General features: G+C 62.2%; 15 protein-coding genes. 9 read left to right on the forward strand and 6 right to left on the reverse strand.

Annotation, left to right across the window (positions count from 1 at the left end; all coding sequences use genetic code 11):
• Positions 1-131: 131 nt before the first annotated feature.
• The gene (locus tag I554_RS0120495; RefSeq protein ID WP_024574841.1) at positions 132-1481 is read right to left on the reverse strand and encodes a globin-coupled sensor protein; all 1350 of its coding nucleotides are present in this window, start codon (positions 1479-1481) and stop codon (positions 132-134) included.
• Positions 1482-1970: 489 nt separating this feature from the next.
• Here I554_RS0120495 and purL point away from each other — a divergent pair, with 489 nt between their 5' ends.
• Positions 1971-4184: a phosphoribosylformylglycinamidine synthase subunit PurL gene (gene purL, locus I554_RS0120500; protein WP_024574842.1), complete on the forward strand. Its 2214-nt coding sequence runs from the start codon at positions 1971-1973 to the stop codon at positions 4182-4184.
• A gap of 13 nt (positions 4185-4197) precedes the next feature.
• Here the strand turns inward: purL and I554_RS0120505 are convergent, their stop codons facing one another.
• Positions 4198-5136: a LysR family transcriptional regulator gene (locus I554_RS0120505; protein WP_024574843.1), complete on the reverse strand. Its 939-nt coding sequence runs from the start codon at positions 5134-5136 to the stop codon at positions 4198-4200.
• 175 nt (positions 5137-5311) lie between these two features.
• Between I554_RS0120505 and ggt the strand changes: the two genes are divergently transcribed.
• On the forward strand, positions 5312-6925 hold the full coding sequence (gene ggt, locus I554_RS0120510) for a gamma-glutamyltransferase (RefSeq protein WP_024574844.1): 1614 nt from the start codon (positions 5312-5314) through the stop codon (positions 6923-6925).
• 73 nt (positions 6926-6998) lie between these two features.
• Positions 6999-8174, forward strand: a complete 1176-nt coding sequence (locus I554_RS0120515) for an ABC transporter substrate-binding protein (protein ID WP_029659598.1) — start codon at positions 6999-7001, stop codon at positions 8172-8174.
• A gap of 62 nt (positions 8175-8236) precedes the next feature.
• Here I554_RS0120515 and I554_RS0120520 read toward each other — a convergent pair whose 3' ends face one another.
• Entirely contained in the window at positions 8237-8593 is a 357-nt protein-coding gene (locus tag I554_RS0120520) for a DUF427 domain-containing protein (RefSeq protein WP_024574846.1), read from the reverse strand.
• 155 nt (positions 8594-8748) lie between these two features.
• Between I554_RS0120520 and I554_RS0120525 the strand changes: the two genes are divergently transcribed.
• Complete coding sequence (locus I554_RS0120525) at positions 8749-8985, forward strand: BolA family transcriptional regulator (protein ID WP_006021342.1); 237 nt, start codon at positions 8749-8751, stop codon at positions 8983-8985.
• 21 nt (positions 8986-9006) lie between these two features.
• Positions 9007-10188 (forward strand): low temperature requirement protein A, encoded by a 1182-nt coding sequence (locus I554_RS0120530; protein ID WP_024574847.1) that lies wholly within the window; start codon positions 9007-9009, stop codon positions 10186-10188.
• Positions 10189-10214: 26 nt separating this feature from the next.
• On the opposite strand, the gene egtD is transcribed toward I554_RS0120530, so the two are convergent.
• Both egtD and egtB read right to left on the reverse strand, forming a co-directional pair.
• On the reverse strand, positions 10215-11186 hold the full coding sequence (gene egtD / locus I554_RS0120535) for an L-histidine N(alpha)-methyltransferase (RefSeq protein WP_024574848.1): 972 nt from the start codon (positions 11184-11186) through the stop codon (positions 10215-10217).
• Between the two features lie 22 nt (positions 11187-11208).
• Positions 11209-12468: an ergothioneine biosynthesis protein EgtB gene (egtB, locus tag I554_RS0120540; RefSeq protein WP_024574849.1), complete on the reverse strand. Its 1260-nt coding sequence runs from the start codon at positions 12466-12468 to the stop codon at positions 11209-11211.
• 308 nt (positions 12469-12776) lie between these two features.
• On the opposite strand from egtB, the gene grxD reads away from it, so the two are divergent.
• From grxD to I554_RS0120555, 3 genes are all read left to right on the forward strand, one after another.
• Entirely contained in the window at positions 12777-13112 is a 336-nt protein-coding gene (gene grxD, locus I554_RS0120545) for a Grx4 family monothiol glutaredoxin (RefSeq protein ID WP_006021337.1), read from the forward strand.
• A 103-nt stretch (positions 13113-13215) separates the two neighbouring features.
• A complete protein-coding gene (locus tag I554_RS0120550) occupies positions 13216-14535 on the forward strand; it encodes a serine hydrolase domain-containing protein (RefSeq protein WP_051358620.1) in 1320 nt (439 codons plus the stop codon).
• Between the two features lie 72 nt (positions 14536-14607).
• Positions 14608-15897 (forward strand): serine hydrolase domain-containing protein, encoded by a 1290-nt coding sequence (locus I554_RS0120555; RefSeq protein ID WP_024574851.1) that lies wholly within the window; start codon positions 14608-14610, stop codon positions 15895-15897.
• Here the strand turns inward: I554_RS0120555 and I554_RS0120560 are convergent, their stop codons facing one another.
• A complete protein-coding gene (locus I554_RS0120560) occupies positions 15898-19917 on the reverse strand; it encodes an autotransporter domain-containing protein (protein ID WP_244432807.1) in 4020 nt (1339 codons plus the stop codon). It lies immediately after the preceding gene.
• Between the two features lie 140 nt (positions 19918-20057).
• Between I554_RS0120560 and I554_RS0120565 the strand changes: the two genes are divergently transcribed.
• A complete protein-coding gene (locus I554_RS0120565) occupies positions 20058-21203 on the forward strand; it encodes a PAS domain-containing protein (RefSeq protein ID WP_024574853.1) in 1146 nt (381 codons plus the stop codon).
• Positions 21204-21245: the final 42 nt, after the last annotated feature.

The following is a 21245-nucleotide window of genomic DNA, read 5'->3' on the forward strand; positions in this document are numbered from 1 at the left end:
TGGGCGGAGGGTTAATGATTGGCTTAGGTAGCTGGTGGCTTTACGCCGATTTTATTGACGCGAAGCCCAATTCGTAAATCTGACTACAAAAAGAAAACGCGGCCCCGCAAGGAGCCGCGATTTTTTCTGGATCAGGCGCTGCGCAGGGTGGCCAGGAAGTGATCCACCTGGGTCCGCAACTGCTGGTTTTCAGCGGTGAGCGAACTGGCTGACGAATGCACGTCCGCAGCGGCGCGGCCGGTGTCTTCCGCGCCCTTGCTGACCATGACGATATTGGCGGCCACGTTCGACGATCCGGTCGCCGCAACCTGAATTCCGCTGGTGACCTCACGCGTCGCGGCGTTCTGCTGATCCACGGCCTCGAAGATCGCGCCGGCAATTTGCGAAATCGAACTGATCGTGCCGCTGATCTCGGTGATGGCGCTGACGGTTTCACCGGTCGAGGCCTGCATGCCGACAATCTGGGTGCTGATCTCGTCCGTTGCCTTTGCGGTTTGCGAGGCGAGCGCCTTGACCTCCTGCGCAACGACGGCAAATCCCTTGCCGGCCTCACCCGCGCGGGCAGCCTCGATGGTCGCGTTGAGCGCGAGCAGGTTGGTTTGCTCGGCGATGGCGTTGATCATCTTGATGACATCGCCGATGCGGGCGGCGGCTTCGCTGAGACCGGCCACCCGGCCGCTCGCGCCTTCCGCCTGCTTGACCGCATCGTTTGCGATCCGCAGCGATTCCTGAACCTGCCGCGATATCTCGGAGACCGAAGCGCTCATTTCCTCCGCGCCAGCCGCCACGGACTGCACGCTTTGCGACGCCTGTTCGGAGGCCGATGCGACGGAGCCCGACAGGGTCCGCGTCTGGTCGGCGGTTGATTTCAGCGTGTCGGCCGCCGCATTGAGATCTCGCGACGTCGTGCCGACGCGCCCCACGATCTGCGAAATGGTTTGTTCGAACTGCCCCGCAAGCCGTTCGAGAACGTCGCGCTTTTCGCGCTTGCCCGCATCCAGATAGACCGAGATGGCGAAATCCATGTCCAGCATCGCCGCGCCGACCACGGCTTCGATGATCGCGGCTTTCTTTTCGAGCAACGCCCGGCCGCCGAAACGCGCCGTGACGCCGGTTTCGATTGCGGCAACAAGGCCGCCGATGATCTGCTTGTAGCCGCCGATGTACCAGCGCGGTTCAAGGCCGAGACGGTGATGGGTCTCCCCGATCCGCGTGACAGAGCGGACATAGTCGGCATCGAAGCGCCCGGACAGGATCATGTCCCAGTGGGCAAGCTGCGCAGCTTGCGCATGTGCGACGATCTCGGGGCGCGGGAACATCTTCTGGACGTCCGGAAACTTCGCGACGGTCCGATAGAACTGGTCGAGGATCGCTGGCAGCGCCGCCATGGCCATGGGGCGGACCTCGCGCAGCAGAGTGCGGGTCGTATCGTCAATTCCGATGAAGGCCATGCGGGCGGCGAGAGTGTCGGAAGGATTCATGATGTCTGGGCCTGACTTAAAGCGTAGCGGTGCGTCTACCGCTTGCGGGGTGCAGGCAGTGGGTTACGCAGTCCGATGCGACGGAGTGAGCCGGGGCGCGTTGAAGGCGCGCTGGCCAGGCTACGCTACGAAGGTTTGGTTAATGCGATCTAAATTTTGCGGGTCGCCGCCCGGTAACGACGTGATTTCAATCACTTTTCCTTTGTCTGCCAGCTGGCCATCGCGCCCACGACCGGGAGGCCGGCCAGGTGCGGAGTTTTTTTGCGCACGGTCGTCCGAAGGCCCGAAAAGAGGGACGGGTGCTGCCCCCTCGAGCCCTCGGCAAGGGCCGCAGCAGGGGCTTTTTTAGCCGGGATTTCTCCCTATCTGATGCTTGCCGCAGGCCGGGCTGCCGTGCACAAAGAGGCCCGGAATCAAGCATATTCCGTCCATCCCGCACCTCCGGCCGCCCGGAGGGATGCCGAAGCATTTGACCGGAGCGCCGTCGCCTTGACGATCAGGAACGAACCCCAGATCACCCCCGATCTCGTCGCCAGCCATGGTCTCAAGCCGGACGAATACGAACGGATCCTGAAGCTGATCGGCCGGGTGCCGACCTTCACGGAACTCGGCATCTTCTCGGCGATGTGGAACGAACATTGCTCCTACAAGTCCTCGCGCATCCATCTGCGCGGCCTGCCGACCAAGGCGCCGTGGGTTATTCAGGGCCCCGGCGAGAACGCAGGCGTCATCGACATCGGCGACGGGCTGGCCGTGGTCTTCAAGATGGAGAGCCACAACCACCCGAGCTACATCGAGCCCTATCAGGGCGCGACCACCGGTGTCGGCGGCATCCTGCGCGACGTGTTCACCATGGGCGCGCGGCCGATTGCCTGTCTCAACGCGCTGAGCTTCGGCGATCCGAGCCATCCGAAGACCCGTCATCTTGTTTCGGGCGTGGTCGCGGGCGTCGGCGGCTATGGCAACTCGTTCGGCGTGCCGACGGTAGGCGGCCAGACGCGTTTCCATACGCGCTATGACGGCAACATTCTGGTCAATGCGATGGCCGTGGGCCTCGCCGAAAGCGACAAGATTTTCTACGCGGCGGCCTCCGGCGTGAACATGCCGATCGTCTATCTCGGCTCGAAGACCGGCCGCGACGGTATTCACGGCGCGACCATGGCCTCCGCCGAATTCGACGACGACAGCGAGGAGAAGCGTCCGACCGTGCAGGTCGGCGATCCGTTCGCGGAAAAGCTGCTGCTGGAAGCCTGCCTCGAGATCATGGAAGCGGATTGCGTGATCGCGATCCAGGACATGGGCGCGGCGGGTCTCACATGCTCCGCGGTCGAAATGGGCGCGAAGGGCGACCTCGGCGTCGAATTGCATCTGGATTCAGTGCCGACGCGCGAAACCGGCATGAGCGCCTATGAGATGATGCTCTCGGAAAGCCAGGAGCGCATGCTCATGGTGCTGAAGCCCGAGAAGGAAAAGCAGGCGGAAGCGATCTTCAAGAAGTGGGGGCTCGACTTCGCCATCGTCGGCTACACCACGCCGACGCAGCGCTTCGTTGTGAAGCATGGCGGCGACGTGATGGCCGACCTGCCGATCAAGGAGCTGGAATCCGAAGCGCCGCTCTATGACCGGCCGCATGTGCCGTCGCCGCAGTTGCCGGTGATCCATGCGCGCGACGTGAAGGCGCCCGTATCGATCACGGAGGCGCTGTCGAAACTGATTGCCACGCCTGAACTCTGCTCGAAGCGCTGGGTGTGGGAGCAGTACGATCATGTCATCGGCGGCAACACCTTGCAGCGTCCCGGCGGCGATGCGGCGGTGGTGCGTGTGCAGGACGGACCGAAGGGCCTCGCGCTGACCTGCGATGTGACGCCGCGCTATTGCGAGGCCGATCCGTTCGAGGGCGGCAAACAGGCTGTTGCCGAGGCGTGGCGCAACATCACGGCGGTGGGCGGCAAGCCGCTCGCTATCACCGACAATCTCAATTTCGGTAATCCCGAGCGGCCCGAGATCATGGGCCAGTTTGTCGGCTGCCTGAAGGGCATCGCGGAAGCCTGCCGCACGCTGGATTTCCCCGTCGTGTCGGGCAACGTCTCGCTTTACAATGAAACCAATGGCCGCGGCATTCTGCCGACGCCGTCCATCGGTGGCGTGGGCCTGCTGGACGATTTCACCAAGTCGGCGACGCTGGCGTTCAAGGCTGAGAACGAGGCGATCCTGCTGATCGGCGACACGCAAGGCTGGCTCGGCCAGTCGGTCTATCTGCGCGATATTTGCGGCAAGGAAGAGGGCGCTCCGCCGCCGGTCGATCTCAATGTCGAGAAGCGCAATGGCGATGTGGTGCGCGGCATGATCAAGGGCGGCACTGCGACCGCTGTGCACGATGTGGCCGATGGCGGTTTGCTGGTGGCGCTCACCGAAATGGCCATGGCCAGCGGCATCGGTGCGATCCTGGACGCGCCGCCGGAAGAGATCGTGCCGCATGCCTGGTGGTTCGGTGAGGATCAGGCGCGCTATGTCGTCACGGTGCAGGAAGAGCATTTGCTGACGGTGCTGAGCAAGCTCAAGGCTGTCGGCGTGCCGTGCCATGTCATCGGCAAGACCGGCGGGCACGACATCGCGGTCGAAGGCGAGACGCCGGTTTCAGTGGCGTCGCTCAAGGCGGGCCATGAGAACTGGCTGCCGGCCTATATGTCCGGAAAGAACTGATCGCGCGCTGCGATCATTTCCTGCTCTGGCGCGTTCGCCGTCGCGGCGTCTCCTGCCGCGACGCCATGAATGCCTTCGCCACATCGATGAACCGCGCCGCCAATGGCGACAGGTGATCCTCGCGCCAGACCAGCGAGATATCGAGCGTCGCGGTCGCATCCGCAATTTCCAGCGATACGATTCCCGGCGGCAGGGTCGGGATGAAGGATGCATCGAGGATCGTGCAGCCGAATCCTGACCGCACCAGTTGCAGCAGCACCGGCACGTCGTCGGCTTCCTCGGCAATTGAGAGTGAGAGTCCGCGCTCTGCGATCAGCCCGTTGACGAGCGCGCGGAAGCCGCGCCATCGCCGCGCGGTGCCGATCACCAGCGGAGAGGTTGACAGCGTTTCCAGCGTGATTGTCGGCTTCTCTGCCCATGGATGACTCGCGGGGATCAGTGCGACCAGCCGTTCGCGCGAGATGGGCATGGCTTGCAGCGGCGGCGCGGCGACATTCGACATGATGAAGCCGAGATCGAGCGTGCCTTCCTCAAAGGCTGCGGCCTGTTCGGACGAGGCGAGCAGACGCAGGCCGACCTGCGCCTGCGGATGATGTTTGCGAAACTCGATGATGATGTCGGACATCGGGCCGGTCGCTGCGAAGGTCGAATAGCCCACACTGACCGTGCCGCTCAGGCCCTGCGCGACGCGTTCCGCGTGCATGGTGGCCCGCGCCAGCCGCTGCATGGCATCGGCGCTCTCCCGGTAAAGCACTTCGCCCGCGGGCGTCAGCGTGACCCGGCGGGTCGATCGCTCGAACAGCGCGAAGCCCAATTGACGTTCCAGATCCCGGATGGCGCGGCTGAGCGCGGGCTGGGCGATGCCAAGCTGCTCGGCAGCCTTGCGAAAGCTCAGCGTTTCGCCGACGGCGAGAAAGTACGGAATTCTGGCGGGCAGCAGGGGACGGGTCATGGAAAGAGATCGCGGACGGTTCCAATTGTTGCCTTAAAGGCATCAATCACAGCTTGATTGGTATTGGACAGGCATGAATGCCATCTGTCAAACCGGTCCGTATCGATCCGCGGGGCGAGGGTTTGCCCTGCTTCGCCGCGCGCGGCGCAACCACAAGAAACGCAGGGGAGAGACCATGCCCAAAGGCAAGGAGATGATCGTTGCGGCGCAGGCCGAAGCGGCGGAAGCCGGAGCGGATATGTTGCGGGCCGGTGGCAACGCCATCGATGCGGCAATTGCCTGCGCGCTGGTTCAGGGCGTTGTCGATCCGCTGATGACCGGCATCGCGGGCTTCGGCAGCGCCGGCATCTATTTTCCCGGACAGAACTTCCATCAGTATCTCGATTTCCATGCGCCCGCGCCGGCGGCGGCACGTCCCGACATGTGGGCCGATCTGATCGAAGGCGAGGCGCGCGACGGTTACGGCTTCATCCTGCGCGGCAAGGTGAACGACCTCGGCTACCAGTCGATCTGCGTGCCCGCGTCGCTGAAGGCCTACTACGAGGCGCATTCGCGGTTCGGTATGCTGCCGTGGCGTGAGATCGTTGCGCCAGCGATCGCATGGGCCGAACGCGGCTGGATGGTGCGTCCGCATGTCGAACTGTTCTGGTCCGATCCTGGCATCATGGACCGCGCCTCGGGTATCGATCGTCTCTCGTTCACCGCCTCGGGGCGGAAGCTCTATTGCCGCGACGACGGCAGCTACAAGCGCGTCGGCGATGTCGTCAAAAATCCGGACTATGCGCAGACCCTGCGGATGATCGCCGAAGGCGGCTCTGACGTGTTCTATCGCGGCGAACTCGCGAAGCGCATCGCCGCCGACATGAAGGCGAATGGCGGCCTGATCACCGAAGACGATCTCGCGAACTACCAGCCGCGATGGTGTGAGCCGCTGCGCGGCCAGTATCGCGGCTATGAGGTCACGACCAACAATCCGCCGGGCGGCGGTGTCATGCTGCTCGAGATGCTCAACGTGCTGGAGAACTTCGATCTCTCCACGCTCGGGCACAACAGCGTCGAATATCTGCGCGTGGTCTGCGAGGCGATGAAGCGTGCGACCGCCGACAAAGACCGTTTCCTGGGCGATCCGGGATTCCTTGATATTCCCGTCGGCAAGCTGACGTCGAAAGACTATGCCGCGACGATGGCCGCCGAGATCAAGCAGCGTATCAAGGGCGACGTGCCGCGCTTCAATTCGGGTCATCCGTCGAAGGACACCACGCATGTCTCGGTGGTCGACCGTGAAGGCAACTGCGTGACCATGACGCATTCGCTCGGCATGCCGTCCGGTGTCATCACCGAGGGCCTTGGCTTCATCTACAACGGTTGCATGGGCGTGTTCGATCCGCGGCCGGGTCGCCCCGGATCGGTCGCGCCGGGCAAGGCGCGCTTCACCTCGGTGGTTCCGTCCATCGTTTTCAAGGATAGCAAGCCGTATCTCGTGATCGGTGCGCCGGGCGCAACGCAGATCGCCATGGGCGTGCTGCAGGCCATTCTCAACGTGCTCGATTTCGGCATGACCATGACCGAAGCGGTGAGCGCGCCGCGCTTCTCCGCGACCAGCAACGCCATCGACGTCTCCAACCGCATCGTCCACGGCGTGACGCGCGAACTTGAAGCCGATGGCTACGAGGTGATCCGCAGCCCTTACACGTTCGGCTTCGCAGCTGTGCACGGCATTCGGATCGACGACGACAAACTCGACGGCGGCGCAGACCCCGGACATGACGGCATCGCGCTGCCGGTCTGACGCCAAACAACAGAATTCAGAGGGAGGACAAACTATCGTGAGAACAACAAGGATCGGACTGACTGTCGCGGCGATGCTGATGGCAGGCAGCGCGGCGCAGGCGCAGGTCTCTGACGACGCGGTGAAGATCGGCGTGCTGACCGATCATTCGGGCGGTTTCGCCTATCTGGTCGGCAAGCACTCCGTTGAGGCGACGCAGATGGCGGTCGATGATTTCGGCGGCAAGGTGCTCGGCAAGCCGATCAGCGTCGTCACCGCCGACCATCAGAACAAGGCTGACATTGCGTCCGCCATCAGCCGCAAGTGGTTCGAGACCGAGGGCGTCGACACCATCACCGACGTCGCGGGTTCAGCCGTGGCGCTGGCGACCCAGGAAATCGCGCGCTCGCGCGGCAAGGTGCTGCTGATCTCCGGCGCTGCGACCACCGAACTCACCGGCAAGGCCTGTTCGGAGACGACGTCGCAGTGGAGCTACGACACCTATGCGTTCGCCAAAGGCACGGCCAGCCAGGTCACCAAGCAGGGCGGCGATAGCTGGTATTTCCTGACCAGCGATTACGCGTTCGGTCATTCGCTCCAGCGCGATGCCAGCCGTTTTGTCGAGGTCAGCGGCGGCAAGGTGCTGGGCAGCGTGCGCTTTCCGTTCGGCTCGCCGGATTTCTCGTCGTTCCTGCTGCAGGCGCAAGCCTCGAAGGCCAAGGTGATCGGGCTTGCGATGTCGGGCGCTGACCTTCTGAGCGCGGTCAAGCAGGCGCGCGAGTTCGGCATCGTGCAGTCCGGGCAGAACCTCGCCAGCCTCGTCATCTACATCAACGATATCGAAGGTGTGGGCCTGAACGTCGCGCAGGGCCTGACGCTGACGACCTCGTTCTACTGGGACGCCAACGACGAAACCCGCGCCTGGGCCAAGCGGTTCATGGAGCGCTCGGGCGGCTTCATCCCGAACCTCATCACGGCAGGCACCTATGCCTCCGTGCTTCACTATCTGAAGGCGGTGGAGGCTGCCGGGACCGACGAGGGCAAGGCGGTGGCCGCCAAGATGAAGGAAATGCCGGTCAACGATTTCTACAACAAGAACGTCCAGATCCGGGCGGACGGCCGGGTGATGCACAAGACCTTCCTGATGAAGGTGAAGTCACCGGCGGATTCGAAATATCGCGGCGATTTCTATCAGCAACTGGCTGCGATGTCGGGCGACGAGTCGTTCAAGCCGCTGGCTGAGAGCGAATGCCCTCTCGTTAAAAAGTAGAAACGGAAGTATCCCGACTTTGCCCGCCGGCGACACTCCGGCGGGCATTTTTGTTTGGAAAGCTAAATTTCCTCGATCGTGACCTTGTTGGGGTAAAACGCCAGATGCCCTTCGATCTCTTTCACCGATTCATAGGGCGTCTCGTAGGTCCAGATCGCGTTTTCCAGCGTCTGGCCGCCTGACACGATGCTGAAATAGCTCGCGTCGCCTTTGTAGGGACAATATGTGCTGTGGTCCGTCCGCTTTAGCTTGCCGGCATTGGCATCGGCGCGGGGAATATACTGGACGGCAGGGTAGCCTGCCTCTTTGAGCGTCAGGGCGTGGCTGGTTTCGGCGATCACCTCGCCACCGACGCTGACTCGGACCCGTTTGGGGTTCTCTGCGATTGTAATCGGGTGGTCCGGGCCTGGAATCTTCATACGAATGTTCATGGCGGGCTTCCTGTTGAGAGCCACAATATAGGAGCTATCTTCCGCAATGCTCGCGTGACGGCGCGGGTTGTGCGGGCTAGAATCAGGCATATTTCGTGCGTTGAGTGAGCCGGGTACGGCTCAACATGAGGAGATTCAAAGACATGCCAATGGACGCGCGGGACATCGAAACGATGATCAAGGCTGCCTTGCCTGACGCGCAGGTCACCATCCGCGATCTCGCCGGAGACGGCGATCACTACGCGGCCACCGTCATCTCGGAATCCTTCCGCGGCAAGTCGCGGGTGCAGCAGCACCAGATCGTCTATCAGTCGCTGAAGGGACAGATGGGTGGTGTGCTGCATGCGCTGGCGTTGCAGACGGGTGTGCCTGACGCCTGATCGACGAAAGCGGGGGCCGCCGTGTCGACAAAGAGGACATTGCTGCGGGCGCGGACGCCGCACCAGCATCATCGCGTCACCTACGTCGAACTGTTCTTCGATCTGGTGTTTGTTTTCGCCATCACGCAGCTTTCCCACACGCTGCTGGCACACTTCACGCCGCTGGGCGTCTTGCAGACGACGATTCTGTTTCTGGCGGTCTGGTGGGTGTGGATCTTCACATCCTGGATCACCAATTGGCTTGACCCGGAGCGCACACCGATCCGGGTGATGCTGTTCGGGCTGATGGTCGCCGGGCTGCTGCTGTCCACCTCCATTCCCAAGGCGTTTGAAAGCCGGGGGCTGGCGTTCGCGCTGGCCTTTGTCGTCATGCAGGTGGGGCGCTCCGCTTTCACGTTCTGGTCGATTCCCAAATCCGAGCCCGGTCTGCGCATGAATCTGCTGCGCATCACCCTGTGGCTTGCCTGCAGCGGCGTATTCTGGATCGCGGGCGGGCTGGCTGAGGGGCAGGCGCGACTTCTTCTGTGGATCGTCGCGGTGGCGATCGAATATTGCGGACCAATGATGCGATTCCGGTTTCCCGGCCTGGGGGCGACGCCGCTCGCGGATTGGGAGGTCGAGGGTGGCCATATGGCCGAGCGTTGCGCGCTGTTCATCATCATCGCGCTCGGCGAATCCATCGTGGTGACCGGAGCCACCTTCGCGGAAGCTTCATGGACCGCCCCGACGGTCATGGGTTTCATCGTCGCGCTGATCGGCAGCATTGCGATGTGGTGGGTTTATTTCCATATCGGTGCCGAAGCGGGGGCGGAACACATCTCGCATTCCGACGAAACGGGAAAGCTGGCGCGGCTGGCCTACACGTATCTGCATCTGCCGATTGTTGCGGGGATCGTGGTGTCGGCGGTGGGCGACGAATTACTCTTGGCGCATCCCGCGGGACATACGGACACCAAGGCTATACTCAGCATCATCGGCGGGCCGCTGCTGTTTCTGATCGGCACGATCTTGTTCAAGCGCAGCATCCGCGGCATCTTTCAGCTCTCGCACCTCGTCGGTATCGGTCTGCTGGTCGTGCTGATCCCGTTCGCGCATTCGTTGTCACCGCTGCTGTTATCAACGGCAACGACGGTGGTCATGCTGATCGTCGCAGCCTGGGAAGCGATCTCGCTCGGCTCCGGGACGAAGGAAGACGAGATCTAGAGGTTGGCCGCTCCCACCTCGCGGGCTTATGCCTGCGCCACCAGCGCGTGAACCGAAAACATTCCGTCGGGATCGGTCCATGACGCGCGCGGCGTCCATCCCGAACTGCGCGCCAGATCCGTAAAGCGCTTGATGCTATATTTATAGCTGCTTTCGGTGTGGATCGTCTCGCCGGTACGGAACGTCGCCGTGTGATCCAGCACCCGCACGGTCTGTGGCTTGCGGCTGATCAGATGCATCTCGATGCGATGGCGCTCGCGGTTGTAGATCGCACTGTGCTTGAATCCGTCGAGATCGAGATTGCCGCCGAGTTCACGATTGATGCGCGCCAGCACATTGAGATTGAACTGGCCGGTCACGCCTGCCGAGTCGTTGTAGGCGTCGTGAAGCACGCGCTCGTCCTTCTCTAGGTCAACGCCAACGATCAGCGTCGCGCCTTCGCCGAGAATGGCGCGGGCGCTGCGCAGGAAGGTACGGGCTTCGTGCGGGTCGAAGTTGCCGATGGTCGAGCCCGGAAAGAAGCCCACCTTGGGCATGTCCTTCACTTCCGGCGGCAGTTCGAACGGTTTGGTGAAATCGGCTGTCACCGGATAGACCGCGAGATCGGGGAAGTCCCCGCGCAGCGCGCTGGCCTGACCGTTGAGGAAATCGCCGGAGATATCCACCGGAACATAAGCCTTGAAGGCGCACTGCTTGAGCAGCAGGCGCACCTTGGTTGTGGCGCCGGCGCCGAATTCCACCAGCGCCGCGTTGGCCGGGATCGCCGCTGCAATTTCCTCGCCGCGGTCGCGCAGAATGCGCAGTTCGGTGCGGGTCGGATAGTATTCCGGCAGCAGCGTGATCTGCTCGAACAGTTTCGAGCCTGCCTCGTCGTAAAAGTATTTTGGCGACAGTTTTTTCGGCTGTTGCGACAAACCTGCGATCACGTCCTGCGCGAAAGAATGGTCAATCTGATCGTGGTGCGGGGCGTCGGCCCGCGTGTTGACATGCACATTCATGACGATCTCGTGTGTTCAGGGTTCAAACGGCGTAGTCGGCGAGGCGCAGTCCGGTGAACTGCCAGCGATGATGCGGATAGAAGAAATTGCGATAGGTCACGCGGCTATGGTTGTCCGGCGTTGCCAGCGACGAGCCGCGCAGCACCAATTGGTTGACCATGAACTTGCCGTTGTATTCCCCGAGCGCGCCTTCGATGGCGCGATAGCCGGGATAAGGTGAGTACGAACTGCGGGTCCACTGCCAGACGATGCCGAAGGCGTCGTTGAGATGGCCGGCGCGGGCGGCGACTTCCCACTCCATTTCCGTCGGCAGGTGCTTTCCGCTCCAGCGCGCGAAGGCGTCCGCTTCGTAGTAGCTGACATGGGAGACGGGCGCTGACGGATCGACCGGCTGCAAACCGCCGAGCGTCATGACTTTCCACTCATCGCCGATCTTGCGCCAATGGCCCGGAGCCTTCCACTCCTCTTCCGCTGCTTTCGCAAAGCCATCCATCAGCCAAAGCGTGGCGGTCTCATAGCCGCCGTCCTGCATGAAGGCGAGCCACTCGGCGTTGGTGACGAGATTGCGCGCCAGTTTCACCGGGCCGACCAGCGCGCGGTGAGCAGGCTTTTCGTTGTCGAAGTGAAATGAATCGTCCGTGTGGCCGATGGTGTGGATGCCTTCCATCAGCGTGACCCATGCGTCGCCCTTGCGGGTCGCGGCGGGAAATCGCCAGCCGGGCTGATAGGCGGGCGGGATCGGATTTTGCGCGAAGGCGTGCAGGATGTCGGTAAGCAGCAATTCCTGGTGCTGCTGCTCGTGGTTGAGGCCGACCTCAATGAGCGGCTCCAGTCTGGCCAGCGTGTCCGCGTCCGCCGAACTGAAAAATGCCGCGACCGCGGCATCGACATGTTTGCGATAGGCCGTCACCTCGTCCGCACCCGGGCGGGTGAGGTGGCCGCGCTGGGCCCGGGCGTGACGGGGGCCGGCGCTGACGTAGTAGGAGTTGAACAGGTAGGCGTAATCCGGGTGGTAAGGCTTGTAGCCGGGAGAATGCTCGCCCAGCAGGAATTGCTCCCAGAACCAGGTGACGTGGGCGCGATGCCATTTGGTGGGGCTGGCGTCCGGCATCGACTGGACCAACTGGTCCTCGGGGGACAACGGGGCTGCCCGGCGCTCGGTCTCATCCCGGACCGTGCTGTAGGCCGTCAGCAGCCTTGTTGCCCGCTCGTCGCGGGATTCGGGTGGAAACGCGGAGGGACTGGTGACGCGGGCGTCGGACTGGGAGGCTGGTTTCGTCACAAGAATCTCCGGTTGAGGGGAGAACGATGCTTCTCGGGATCGGTTCCGCAGTAGGGATGCTCTAGATAGGGCGGCCTTCCGGAGAAAAAAGGCACCGCGGGCCATGAAATCCATACGTTGCGGAGGCGATGATTGTTTCATGGGTATGGCATGGCAGACCCGCGCGCCCGTTCGGGAGCGTCGCATGGCTCCTTTTCAGCGATTTGATTGGGATGCGGAGCCGTTCCGGGCTACATATATGGCCAGAACGGCTGGCCGATGGGAGATTCCCGGCCGGCCGCAGGCCCCGGGTTTGCAAGGACGCGAATATGAGCATCGACCAATTTATCGACAACGAAGTGAAGTCCAACGACGTCGTGCTGTTCATGAAGGGCACGCCGCAGTTTCCGCAGTGCGGATTCTCGGGCCAGGTGGTCCAGATCCTCGATCACGTCGGTGTCGCCTACAAGGGCCTGAACGTTCTTGAATCGGGCGAACTGCGCGACGGCATCAAGATCTATTCGAACTGGCCGACCATACCGCAGCTCTACGTCAAGGGTGAGTTCGTCGGCGGTTGCGACATCATCCGTGAGATGTTCCAGGCCGGCGAATTGCAGCAGTTGCTCGCCGACAAGGGCATCGCGGTTCAGCAGCCCGTTGGCTGATCTTTTTGAAGGCGAGACGGCTCAAGCCGTCTCGCTTGTGCGGCCACCTTTTTCACAGATACAGTCCTTCCATCCCGGACACGCCGGGATGGAAGGATTTTTTATGCCCCTTTCCGCAACTCGTCAGCTGATTGAGGCAACGCCCATTCTGCGCCATGCCCGCAGCATTCTGCCTGTCGCGTTTTTTCTCATCACCGCTGTTCAAGCGTCGGCCGACAGCGCGATGCGGACTTATCCGCCGAACGCCGTTCTTTCTCCGCAGCGCCTTGAGCGCATCACCGAGTTTTTCAATGCCGAAGTCACGAACGGCAAGATTTCCGGCGCGATCGTTCTGATTCAGCGCCGCGGCAAGCAGGCCTATTTCAAGTCCTTCGGCAAGATCGATGTGACGACCGGCGAGCCAATGACACCGGACGCGATCTTCAGGATCTTCTCTATGACCAAGACGGTGACCAGTATCGCGGCGATGTTGCTGGTCGACGACGGCAAGCTGAAGCTCGACGATCCGGTGTCCAAGTACATTCCCTCATTCGCCAATACGCAGGTCGGCGTCGAGACCAAGGGCGAGAATGGCGACCCCATCCTCAAGCTGGTGCCATTGGAACGTCCGATCACCATTGAAGATCTGATGCGGCAATCCGCAGGCATTCCCTATGGCTTCTATGGCAACAGCCTGGTGCGTACGGCCTATAAGAATGCCGACATTTACGCCGATGGAACGGACAATGCCGCGGTGGCCGAAAAGATCGCGCGCCTGCCATTGGCCGAGCAGCCGGGGACGTTGTGGGACTACGGCCATTCGATGGATGTGCTCGCCCGCGTGATCGAAGTGATATCTGGGAAATCTCTCTACGCCTTCGAGAAGGAGCGGCTGTTCGATCCGCTCGGCATGAAGGACACCTCGTACTATGTGGCTGACCCGTCGCAGTATCGCCGGATTGCGGAGCCGCTGCCGAGTGACAGCAATTTCAGGACCGGTAATTCCCGCGATCCCCGTAAACCCTATAAATGGGAGCCGGGGACCAGCGGATTGCTGACGACCATCGGAGATTTCAGCCGGCTCTCGCAGATGCTGCTCAATGGCGGTGAACTCGACGGTAAACGTTATCTGAAGCCCGAAACCTTCGCGACCATGACTGCGAACCACATCGCGCCTGCAACAGGCGTGAAGCGTGGATCGTACTACTTCCCCGGCGACGGCTTCGGATACGGTTTGGGCTTTGGCGTTCGCACCGAACCTGGGAATGCTACGCCTCCACCGCCGGGATCGCTCGGCGAAATCAAATGGGACGGTGCCGGCGGCACCTATTTCTGGATCGACCGCGCACAGGATATGTTTGCGATCCTGATGATGCAGTCGCCGTCAGAACGCGGCCGCATTCAGCCTGCGCTCAAAGCCATGGTTTATGACGCTTTAGAGTGACGGGCGCGCTTTGCACGATAGCCGCTGACCGCTAAAGTCCGGGCTCATTGACCGGATTGGCGGAGATAGGTTTTGTTTCATTCAAATATCGTCCGGCGCATGGGCGCTGCCTTGCTTGTCGCATCGATCTCCGCCGCGGTCATATTTCAGTCATCTCCGGTTTTCGCGGAAAGTCTTGCGCAGACCAATCCGGAAAAGGCCGGCTTCTTCCCGCAACGGCTGGCGCGCATCACCGCGTATTTCAACAACGAAGTCGCGACGGGGAAAATCCCCGGCGCGATGGTGCTGATCCAGCGCCGCGGCCATCCAGCATATTATAAGGCGTTCGGCGTTCGCAGTCCTGCGACCAAGGCGCCGATGACAGCGGATACCATCTTCACGCTGTTTTCCATGTCCAAGCCGATCACCTCGGTGGCGGCGCTGATGCTGGTGGAACAGGGCAAGCTCGCGCTCGACGACGAGGTGGGGCAGTACATCAAGGGCTTCTACACCATCAAGGTTGGCGCGGAGAAACCAGGCCCTGACGGCAAGCCGGAACTCGATCTCGTTGCGCCGCGCCGCCCGATCCAGATTCACGATCTGCTGCGCCAGTCAGCGGGCATTCCGTATGCATCGCTGGCCTATGGCGTTGTGAAGAAGCCTTATGAAGACGCCGACTTGATGTCCGGCAAGTTTACCAATGCGGAAGTGGCGGACAAGATCGCCGCGTTGCCGCTGATCAGCCAGCCTGGCGAGTACTGGACCTATGGTCACGCCACCGACGTGCTGGGGCGGGTGATTGAAGTGGTGTCTGGTAAATCGCTTTACGAATTCGAGAAGGAGAACCTGCTCGGCCCGCTCGGCATGACCAATACGAGCTTCTTTGTCACCGATCCGGCAAAGCAGGCGCTGCTCGCCGATTCATTTCCGACCAAATACGACAAGCTTGATCGCGATCCGCGGGTGGTCACCAAGTGGGAATCCGGTGGCGGCGGCATGGTGTCGTCCATGGCGGACTACGCACGCTTTGTGCAGATGCTGCTCAACGGCGGTGAGTTCAACGGCACGCGTATTCTGGCGCGCAAGACCGTAGACCTGATGACGTCGAACCATATCGGCGAGGGAACGGGCATCAAGCCGTGGGTCTATTATTTCCCCGGCGCCGGATTTGGCTTTGGCCTCGGCGTTGCTGTACGGACAGACGCCGGCGTCAGTCACTGGCCCGGATCTGTCGGTGAGTACGAATGGAGCGGGGGGAGCGGCACCTACTTCCTGGCCGATCCGAAGGAAGACATGCTCGCGATCCTGATGATCCAGTCGCCCTCGCAGCGCGGACGCATCCAGTCAGCGTTCAGAAGCCTTGTTTACGGTGCGATGAAGTAATCAGAACTTCATCGCAAGGTTGGCCCTGACGGAATGAGCGCTGGCATCCGCGGCGAGACGCCCGGTGTACAGAACTCCCAGAACCGTATTCCGGTGAACAAGCGCATCCAGCCCGGCTTCGACCAGCAGCGTATCGGTTGCGATCGGAACGCCCGCGATGGCGAATGGCGATGGGCTTGCCGCAAATGCCATCAGCGAGACGGGCGTTGTGCCGTCATACGCATGCTGCCATCCGAGCGAGCCGCGCGCCGTTATGGCCCATGGGCCGATCGCCGGGATTGGAGCCTGGGCCCGAAGTCCGAGGGTCGAGTAGGTCGCGGATGTCGTCGTCTGTGCCACGGTGAGCGCAGCAGGGCCGCCGGTCTCCGTGAAGCCGTTGCTTCGGACCGACACGTAAGCGAGGTTTGCGAAGGCCTCGGCGTTCACCCAGCTCCTGACGACGCCGTAAGCGGCTTCGCCGAACACCTGCGACGTATTCGCGCCATAGCTTGCGGTGGCAGCATCGGCGAAACCCGGGAATGCGATGGTGCGGCTGGTCGAGACGTCGTGGTGGGCGTAGGCGGCGCCCGTGCGAACCGCGATGTCGCCGATCCGTCCGCCGCCATAGGCCGCGAGATGGAAAGTGTCGATGGTGGCCGAGGACGTGCGCGCATCGACGCGGGCGTCGGTCCTTCCGGCACCGGTGGCGACACCGAGCCACCAGTTGTTGTTGAGCGTCACATCAACGCCGCCGATGGCGCCGCCATTGCTGGCGCGCAGCGTGGCGGCATTGCCGTCGCTGTTGAGGCGCGTCCAGTTGCCGTAGCCCTGCACCCAAGCGGTATAGATCGGAGCAGTGACGGGCGGCTGTACCTTGATTGGCCACGCGGGACCACCTTTGACCTTGCGGCCCTTCTTTGCGTAGGCGAGTGCGGATTCGTCTTCATCCGCAAATCCGGTAACCGGCGTGGCGGTCCACCCCTGCGCGGTGTTCAGCCTCTGCCGTCCGAGAATGGCATCGCGGATCAGGGAGCTTTCGTCCAGCATCAGCGAATGCAGGCTTGGATGAATTTCGCCCGACATGCTGTCGAACGCAGCGCGCGCCTCGTCCGGCGTCAGCATCAGCGCCGCGCTGACGATCGGGTTGGTCATGCCGAGCGCGGCGAGGCCGCCGCCGGCCGATTTCTGGTTTGGCGTAATGCCGACGCTGGCGAAGTCGATGCTGTTACGGACCAGCGTCAGATACACGTTGTTGGGATCGTAGGTCAGCGAGGGGTCGAGGAAGGCGAAGTTCGACGTGACGCCGGAGAAGGTGCCTGTGCGCGCGCCTGAGGATGTCAGGATCGTATAAACAGTTGTGGGATTGTACGCGCCCATCGCGGCGATCACGCGGACTGTGCCGCCATTGATAGTCGCCGTGCCCGTCACGTTGATCAGGTCGGACTGTCCCGCAGCGTTGACCTCGACGTTGTAAAACGATCCTGCGTTCTGCACGTACGGACCATTGACGTTCAGCGTGCCGATCGAGTTGCCGGGCGCGATGGTGCCGTTCACGGTGGTCTGTCCGACCGTGCCGGTTCCACCCAGAACACCATTGGTGTTCACGGTCGTGGCGCTGTTCGACATGTTGCCGTTGACCGCGAGGAGGCCGTTATTGACCGTGGTCGTGCCGGTGTAGGTCGAACTGTTGCCGCTCATGGTGAGCGAACCCGTGCCTTGCTTGATGAAGCTGCCGCTGCCTGTGAGATTGCCCTGGAATGTGCGGTCAAGATTGTTGCCGACCGTCAGCGAGCCGGTTCCGATTGCCGCCGTACCGGGGCCGCCGAATGCGCCGACCGTCTGGCTGAATCCTGCAAGGTCGAAGGTCGCGCCGCTGAAGATGAAAAGGCCTCCTGTGGCGGCGAGGCGGTCATTGGCGCCGAGGCGCAGCGTGCCCTGGGAGACGGAGGTGCCGCCGGTGTAGGTGTTCGCGGCTGTGAGCGTGACGGTTCCCGTGCCCATCTTGTCGACGCTGCCGGTACCGGAAATCAGGTTGCTGAATGTAAACGAGTTGGAGCGATTGAAGGACAGGATCGAGTTATTGACGATGTTGCCCGTGATCGAACCTGTCGTACCGCCTGCGCCGATCTGCAGCGTACCGGACGAGATCGTGGTGCCTCCGGTAAATGTGTTCGCGCCTGTCAGGCTGAGTGTATTGCCTCCTGCCTTTTCAAACGTACCGTTGCCGGAAATCGCGCCAGCATAGGTCGCGGACGACGAGAGGTTGACGATCATCGCGCCGTTGTTCGTCACGTTGCCGGCGATGAGGCCTGTCGTGCCGCCATTTCCGAATTGCGCGGTTGCGCCGGCCGAAATGTTGGTCGCGCCCGTGTAGGTGTTGTTGCCGGACAGGATCGTCGTGCCGGCGAGAAAATTCACGGTGCCGGGGCCGGTCCCCTGGATGCTTGGCGCGAACACGTAGTTGTTCGATGTGTGATTGAAATTGATCGTGCCGGTGGCGCCGGTAGAGAAGACAACGCTTGTCGCGTTGAGCGTGCCTGCGGCGGCAGCGGGATTGACTGCAGCAGCGCCGATGTTGAGCGTTGCCTGACTTCCCGCGGCGCCTCCGATACGGACAAGGCCTCCGGTTGCGTTAACGTTCACCGTGCCGCCGTCGGCGATGGTCAGCGTGCCCTTGCTGGTGGAGGAGCTTCCGATCGCGAGGCCTTGCGGTTGACTGCCGGGAACATTTGGCATGTCCGAGATCGTCCAGACCGATCCCGCTCCCGTGACAAGAGCGTTGCCGGTGCCGCTGGCTCCGAGAATGGTATAGCCGGTATTGAGCGCACCGCCGTTGCTGACCGTGATGTTGGCGGTCGTGCCTGTATTGTATCCGGCCCACACATCATAAGGTGTGGTGAACGATGAATTCGCGCCGGTGACGGTGAGCGATCCGGTCGATCCGGTCGAGATGCCCATGCGCAGCTGCATGAACTGACCGTTGGTTGTTGCTGCACCGTCCCTGATCGTGACTTTGCCGCCGTTTGATACGGTGAACGTAGCTGTGCCGTTGACCTTGCTGCCGATGCCGACCACGCCCTGCGACGAGCCAGCGGAGTTGCCGACAATGTCCCATTGCGAGCCAGCGCCGGTCACGGTGGCGCTGCCGCCCAGAGAAACGGCGGGAACGACTGCGTTGCTGCTGGTCGTCGTGGTTTTCGCGCCGCTGGAAATCGTCAGAGCGCCCGTGCCAGTCGTGCCAATGATCATCGTGCCCGTGGCCCAGGTCGTCCCGGCTCCTGCGATATTTGCGGCGCCGTTGCCGATAGCGTTGGTTCCAATCGAGACGGAGCCGCTGGCCGCAGTCGATCCGCCATTCAGGTTGAATGTGCCGACGCCTCTTTCACCGATGGTCATCGCGCCGGTGCTGGCGGACGATCCGCTTGTGACGGTGAGCGTACCGTTGGCGGTTGACGAGAAGTAACCCAGGATCGTCTGGGCGGTGGTGAGTGAGGCTCCGTTCTGAATGGTCACCTGACCGAGGGTGTTTACGTCAGCCGCGACATAGAGTTGCCCCGGCTTGAACTGGGTGCCGGCGCCGGAGACAGTAATCGTACCGGAAGAATTCGCGCTGTCGGCCAACGAACCGAGGCCGGTTGCGGAGACGATACTGCCGCCGGAAATGTTGAGCGTGCCGGAGCCCAGCAGGCCCACATAGATCGTGCCGGTGGTGGCGAGGCCGCCGCTGGTGACGTTGAGCGTGCCGCTCTGGCCCGCAGTGCTGCCAAGCGTGACCGTGCCGGATACTGCTCCCGGCGCATTGATGGTTGCGGGATTTGGAGTCGCCGCATTGTTGATGTTGACGGCCGTACCGGCGCCAGGAATCGCCGCAGGATTCCAGTTTCCGGCGTTGAACCAGTCCGCAGAGACTGTGCCTAGCCAGTCAGCGGCCTGAACCGGGGTAATGCCCCAAATGGCCGTCGAGGCCAGAAGAAAATAACCAAACCGCCGCGCTGGCGCGGTTCGTCCGGCGCCACGCGCTACCCCAAATGACTTTGCCACCCGCCGCCCCGCTTCCCCAGAACAACGGCCAGACGGTGCCAAAGTCGGATATGTCATGCACTATTCAAATGAATAGGGTTGGCTCTAGATTGTTATGTCATTTTAGCTTTCCACAGCGAGCGTGGCGGGGCGGGGTGGTCGTGAGCGAGGCCGAAGGCAAATTTCTGGACGCGCTCTATCAGGGTGTTTCCGACAGCAGCCAACTCACTCTCGCGCTGGGACTGATCCAGAATATGTTCGGTTGCCGCAGCGCCGTGCTGGTGATGGTCGACGCACGCGATCCGACGGCAAGTTTTGTCGAGACCTCGGGCACGCTGCAGCAGAGTCTGCAGCTTTATGTCGAGAAATATGCCCAGATCGATCCCGCGCCGGCCCGCTTTCTCGCTCTGCCTGCCGGACGCGCGATGACCACGAACAAGCTGTTCACGGCGGAAGAGCGCGCTGTCGATCCCTTTTATATCGAGTTCTTCAAGCCGATCGGCCTGATCGAGACCTTGGGCGGGCCGCTTTATTCGAGTGACGGAAACTTCGCGATGATCGCGCTGATTCGCGGGGACGATCGTCCTGCCTTCACTGAAGAGGAGGCCGCATATCTCGAACAGCTCATGCCGCATATCACACGTGCGTTGCAATTGCGCCGCACGTTCTTCCGGATCGATTCACGGAATGTCGGCTTGCAGGCGACGCTCGACCGGCTGCAGGCCGGCCTGATGTTGCTGGCGGCTGACGGGGAGGTGCTCTTCGTCAACGCGGCGATGCACGCTCTCACGCAGCAGAGCGACGGCTTCGTGCTTGGCCGGATGGGCAAGCCTCTGGTCACCCATACCGACGCGCGCCGACGCTTTGATGCGCTGTTGATCAATGTCGCAGGCGGTGGTGCCGGCGGCGTGGTTGCCGTACCGCGCACCAAGGGACGGGACTATGTTGTGCTGGTCGCGCCGTCTCCGGCGTCGGCGATGCAATCCGACTGGGAGCGCGGCGGGCCGCGTGGCGCGATCGTTGTCGTCCACGATCCCGATTCCGGATCTGCCAATACGTCCGAAATTCTGGAGCAGGGGCTTGGGCTGTCCAAGGGAGCCGCGCGGCTGGTCGCGGCTCTGGCGGCTGATCATGATCTCAAGACTTTTGCCGAAAGCGAAGGCGTCACGATTCACACCGCGCGATTCCATCTGCGGAGTGCGCTGTCGCGCACCGGAGCCAAGACACAGGCCGAAGTGGTGCGGATCGCGGTGCGCCTGTTGCGGGATTTCGCTTTGGCCGAACCCAATCCGGTATCCTCCACCTGATGCGATCAGCCAAAGAAAAAGGCCGCCCTGTGGGGCGGCCTT

It is taken from the genome of Afipia sp. OHSU_II-C1 (assembly GCF_000497575.1).
Classification (GTDB): domain Bacteria; phylum Pseudomonadota; class Alphaproteobacteria; order Rhizobiales; family Xanthobacteraceae; genus Afipia.

What these genes read in the sequence shown, in the direction of transcription:
- I554_RS0120515 (WP_029659598.1), top strand. Translation starts at nt 6,999, where the DNA reads ATGCTGATGGCAGGCAGCGCGGCGCAGGCGCAGGTCTCTGACGACGCG.
- ggt (WP_024574844.1), top strand. Translation starts at nt 5,312, where the DNA reads ATGCCCAAAGGCAAGGAGATGATCGTTGCGGCGCAGGCCGAAGCGGCG.
- I554_RS0120525 (WP_006021342.1), top strand. Translation starts at nt 8,749, where the DNA reads ATGCCAATGGACGCGCGGGACATCGAAACGATGATCAAGGCTGCCTTG.
- I554_RS0120505 (WP_024574843.1), bottom strand. Translation starts at nt 5,136, where the DNA reads ATGACCCGTCCCCTGCTGCCCGCCAGAATTCCGTACTTTCTCGCCGTC.
- grxD (WP_006021337.1), top strand. Translation starts at nt 12,777, where the DNA reads ATGAGCATCGACCAATTTATCGACAACGAAGTGAAGTCCAACGACGTC.
- egtD (WP_024574848.1), bottom strand. Translation starts at nt 11,186, where the DNA reads ATGAATGTGCATGTCAACACGCGGGCCGACGCCCCGCACCACGATCAG.
- I554_RS0120550 (WP_051358620.1), top strand. Translation starts at nt 13,216, where the DNA reads ATGCCCCTTTCCGCAACTCGTCAGCTGATTGAGGCAACGCCCATTCTG.
- I554_RS0120495 (WP_024574841.1), bottom strand. Translation starts at nt 1,481, where the DNA reads ATGAATCCTTCCGACACTCTCGCCGCCCGCATGGCCTTCATCGGAATT.
- I554_RS0120520 (WP_024574846.1), bottom strand. Translation starts at nt 8,593, where the DNA reads ATGAAGATTCCAGGCCCGGACCACCCGATTACAATCGCAGAGAACCCC.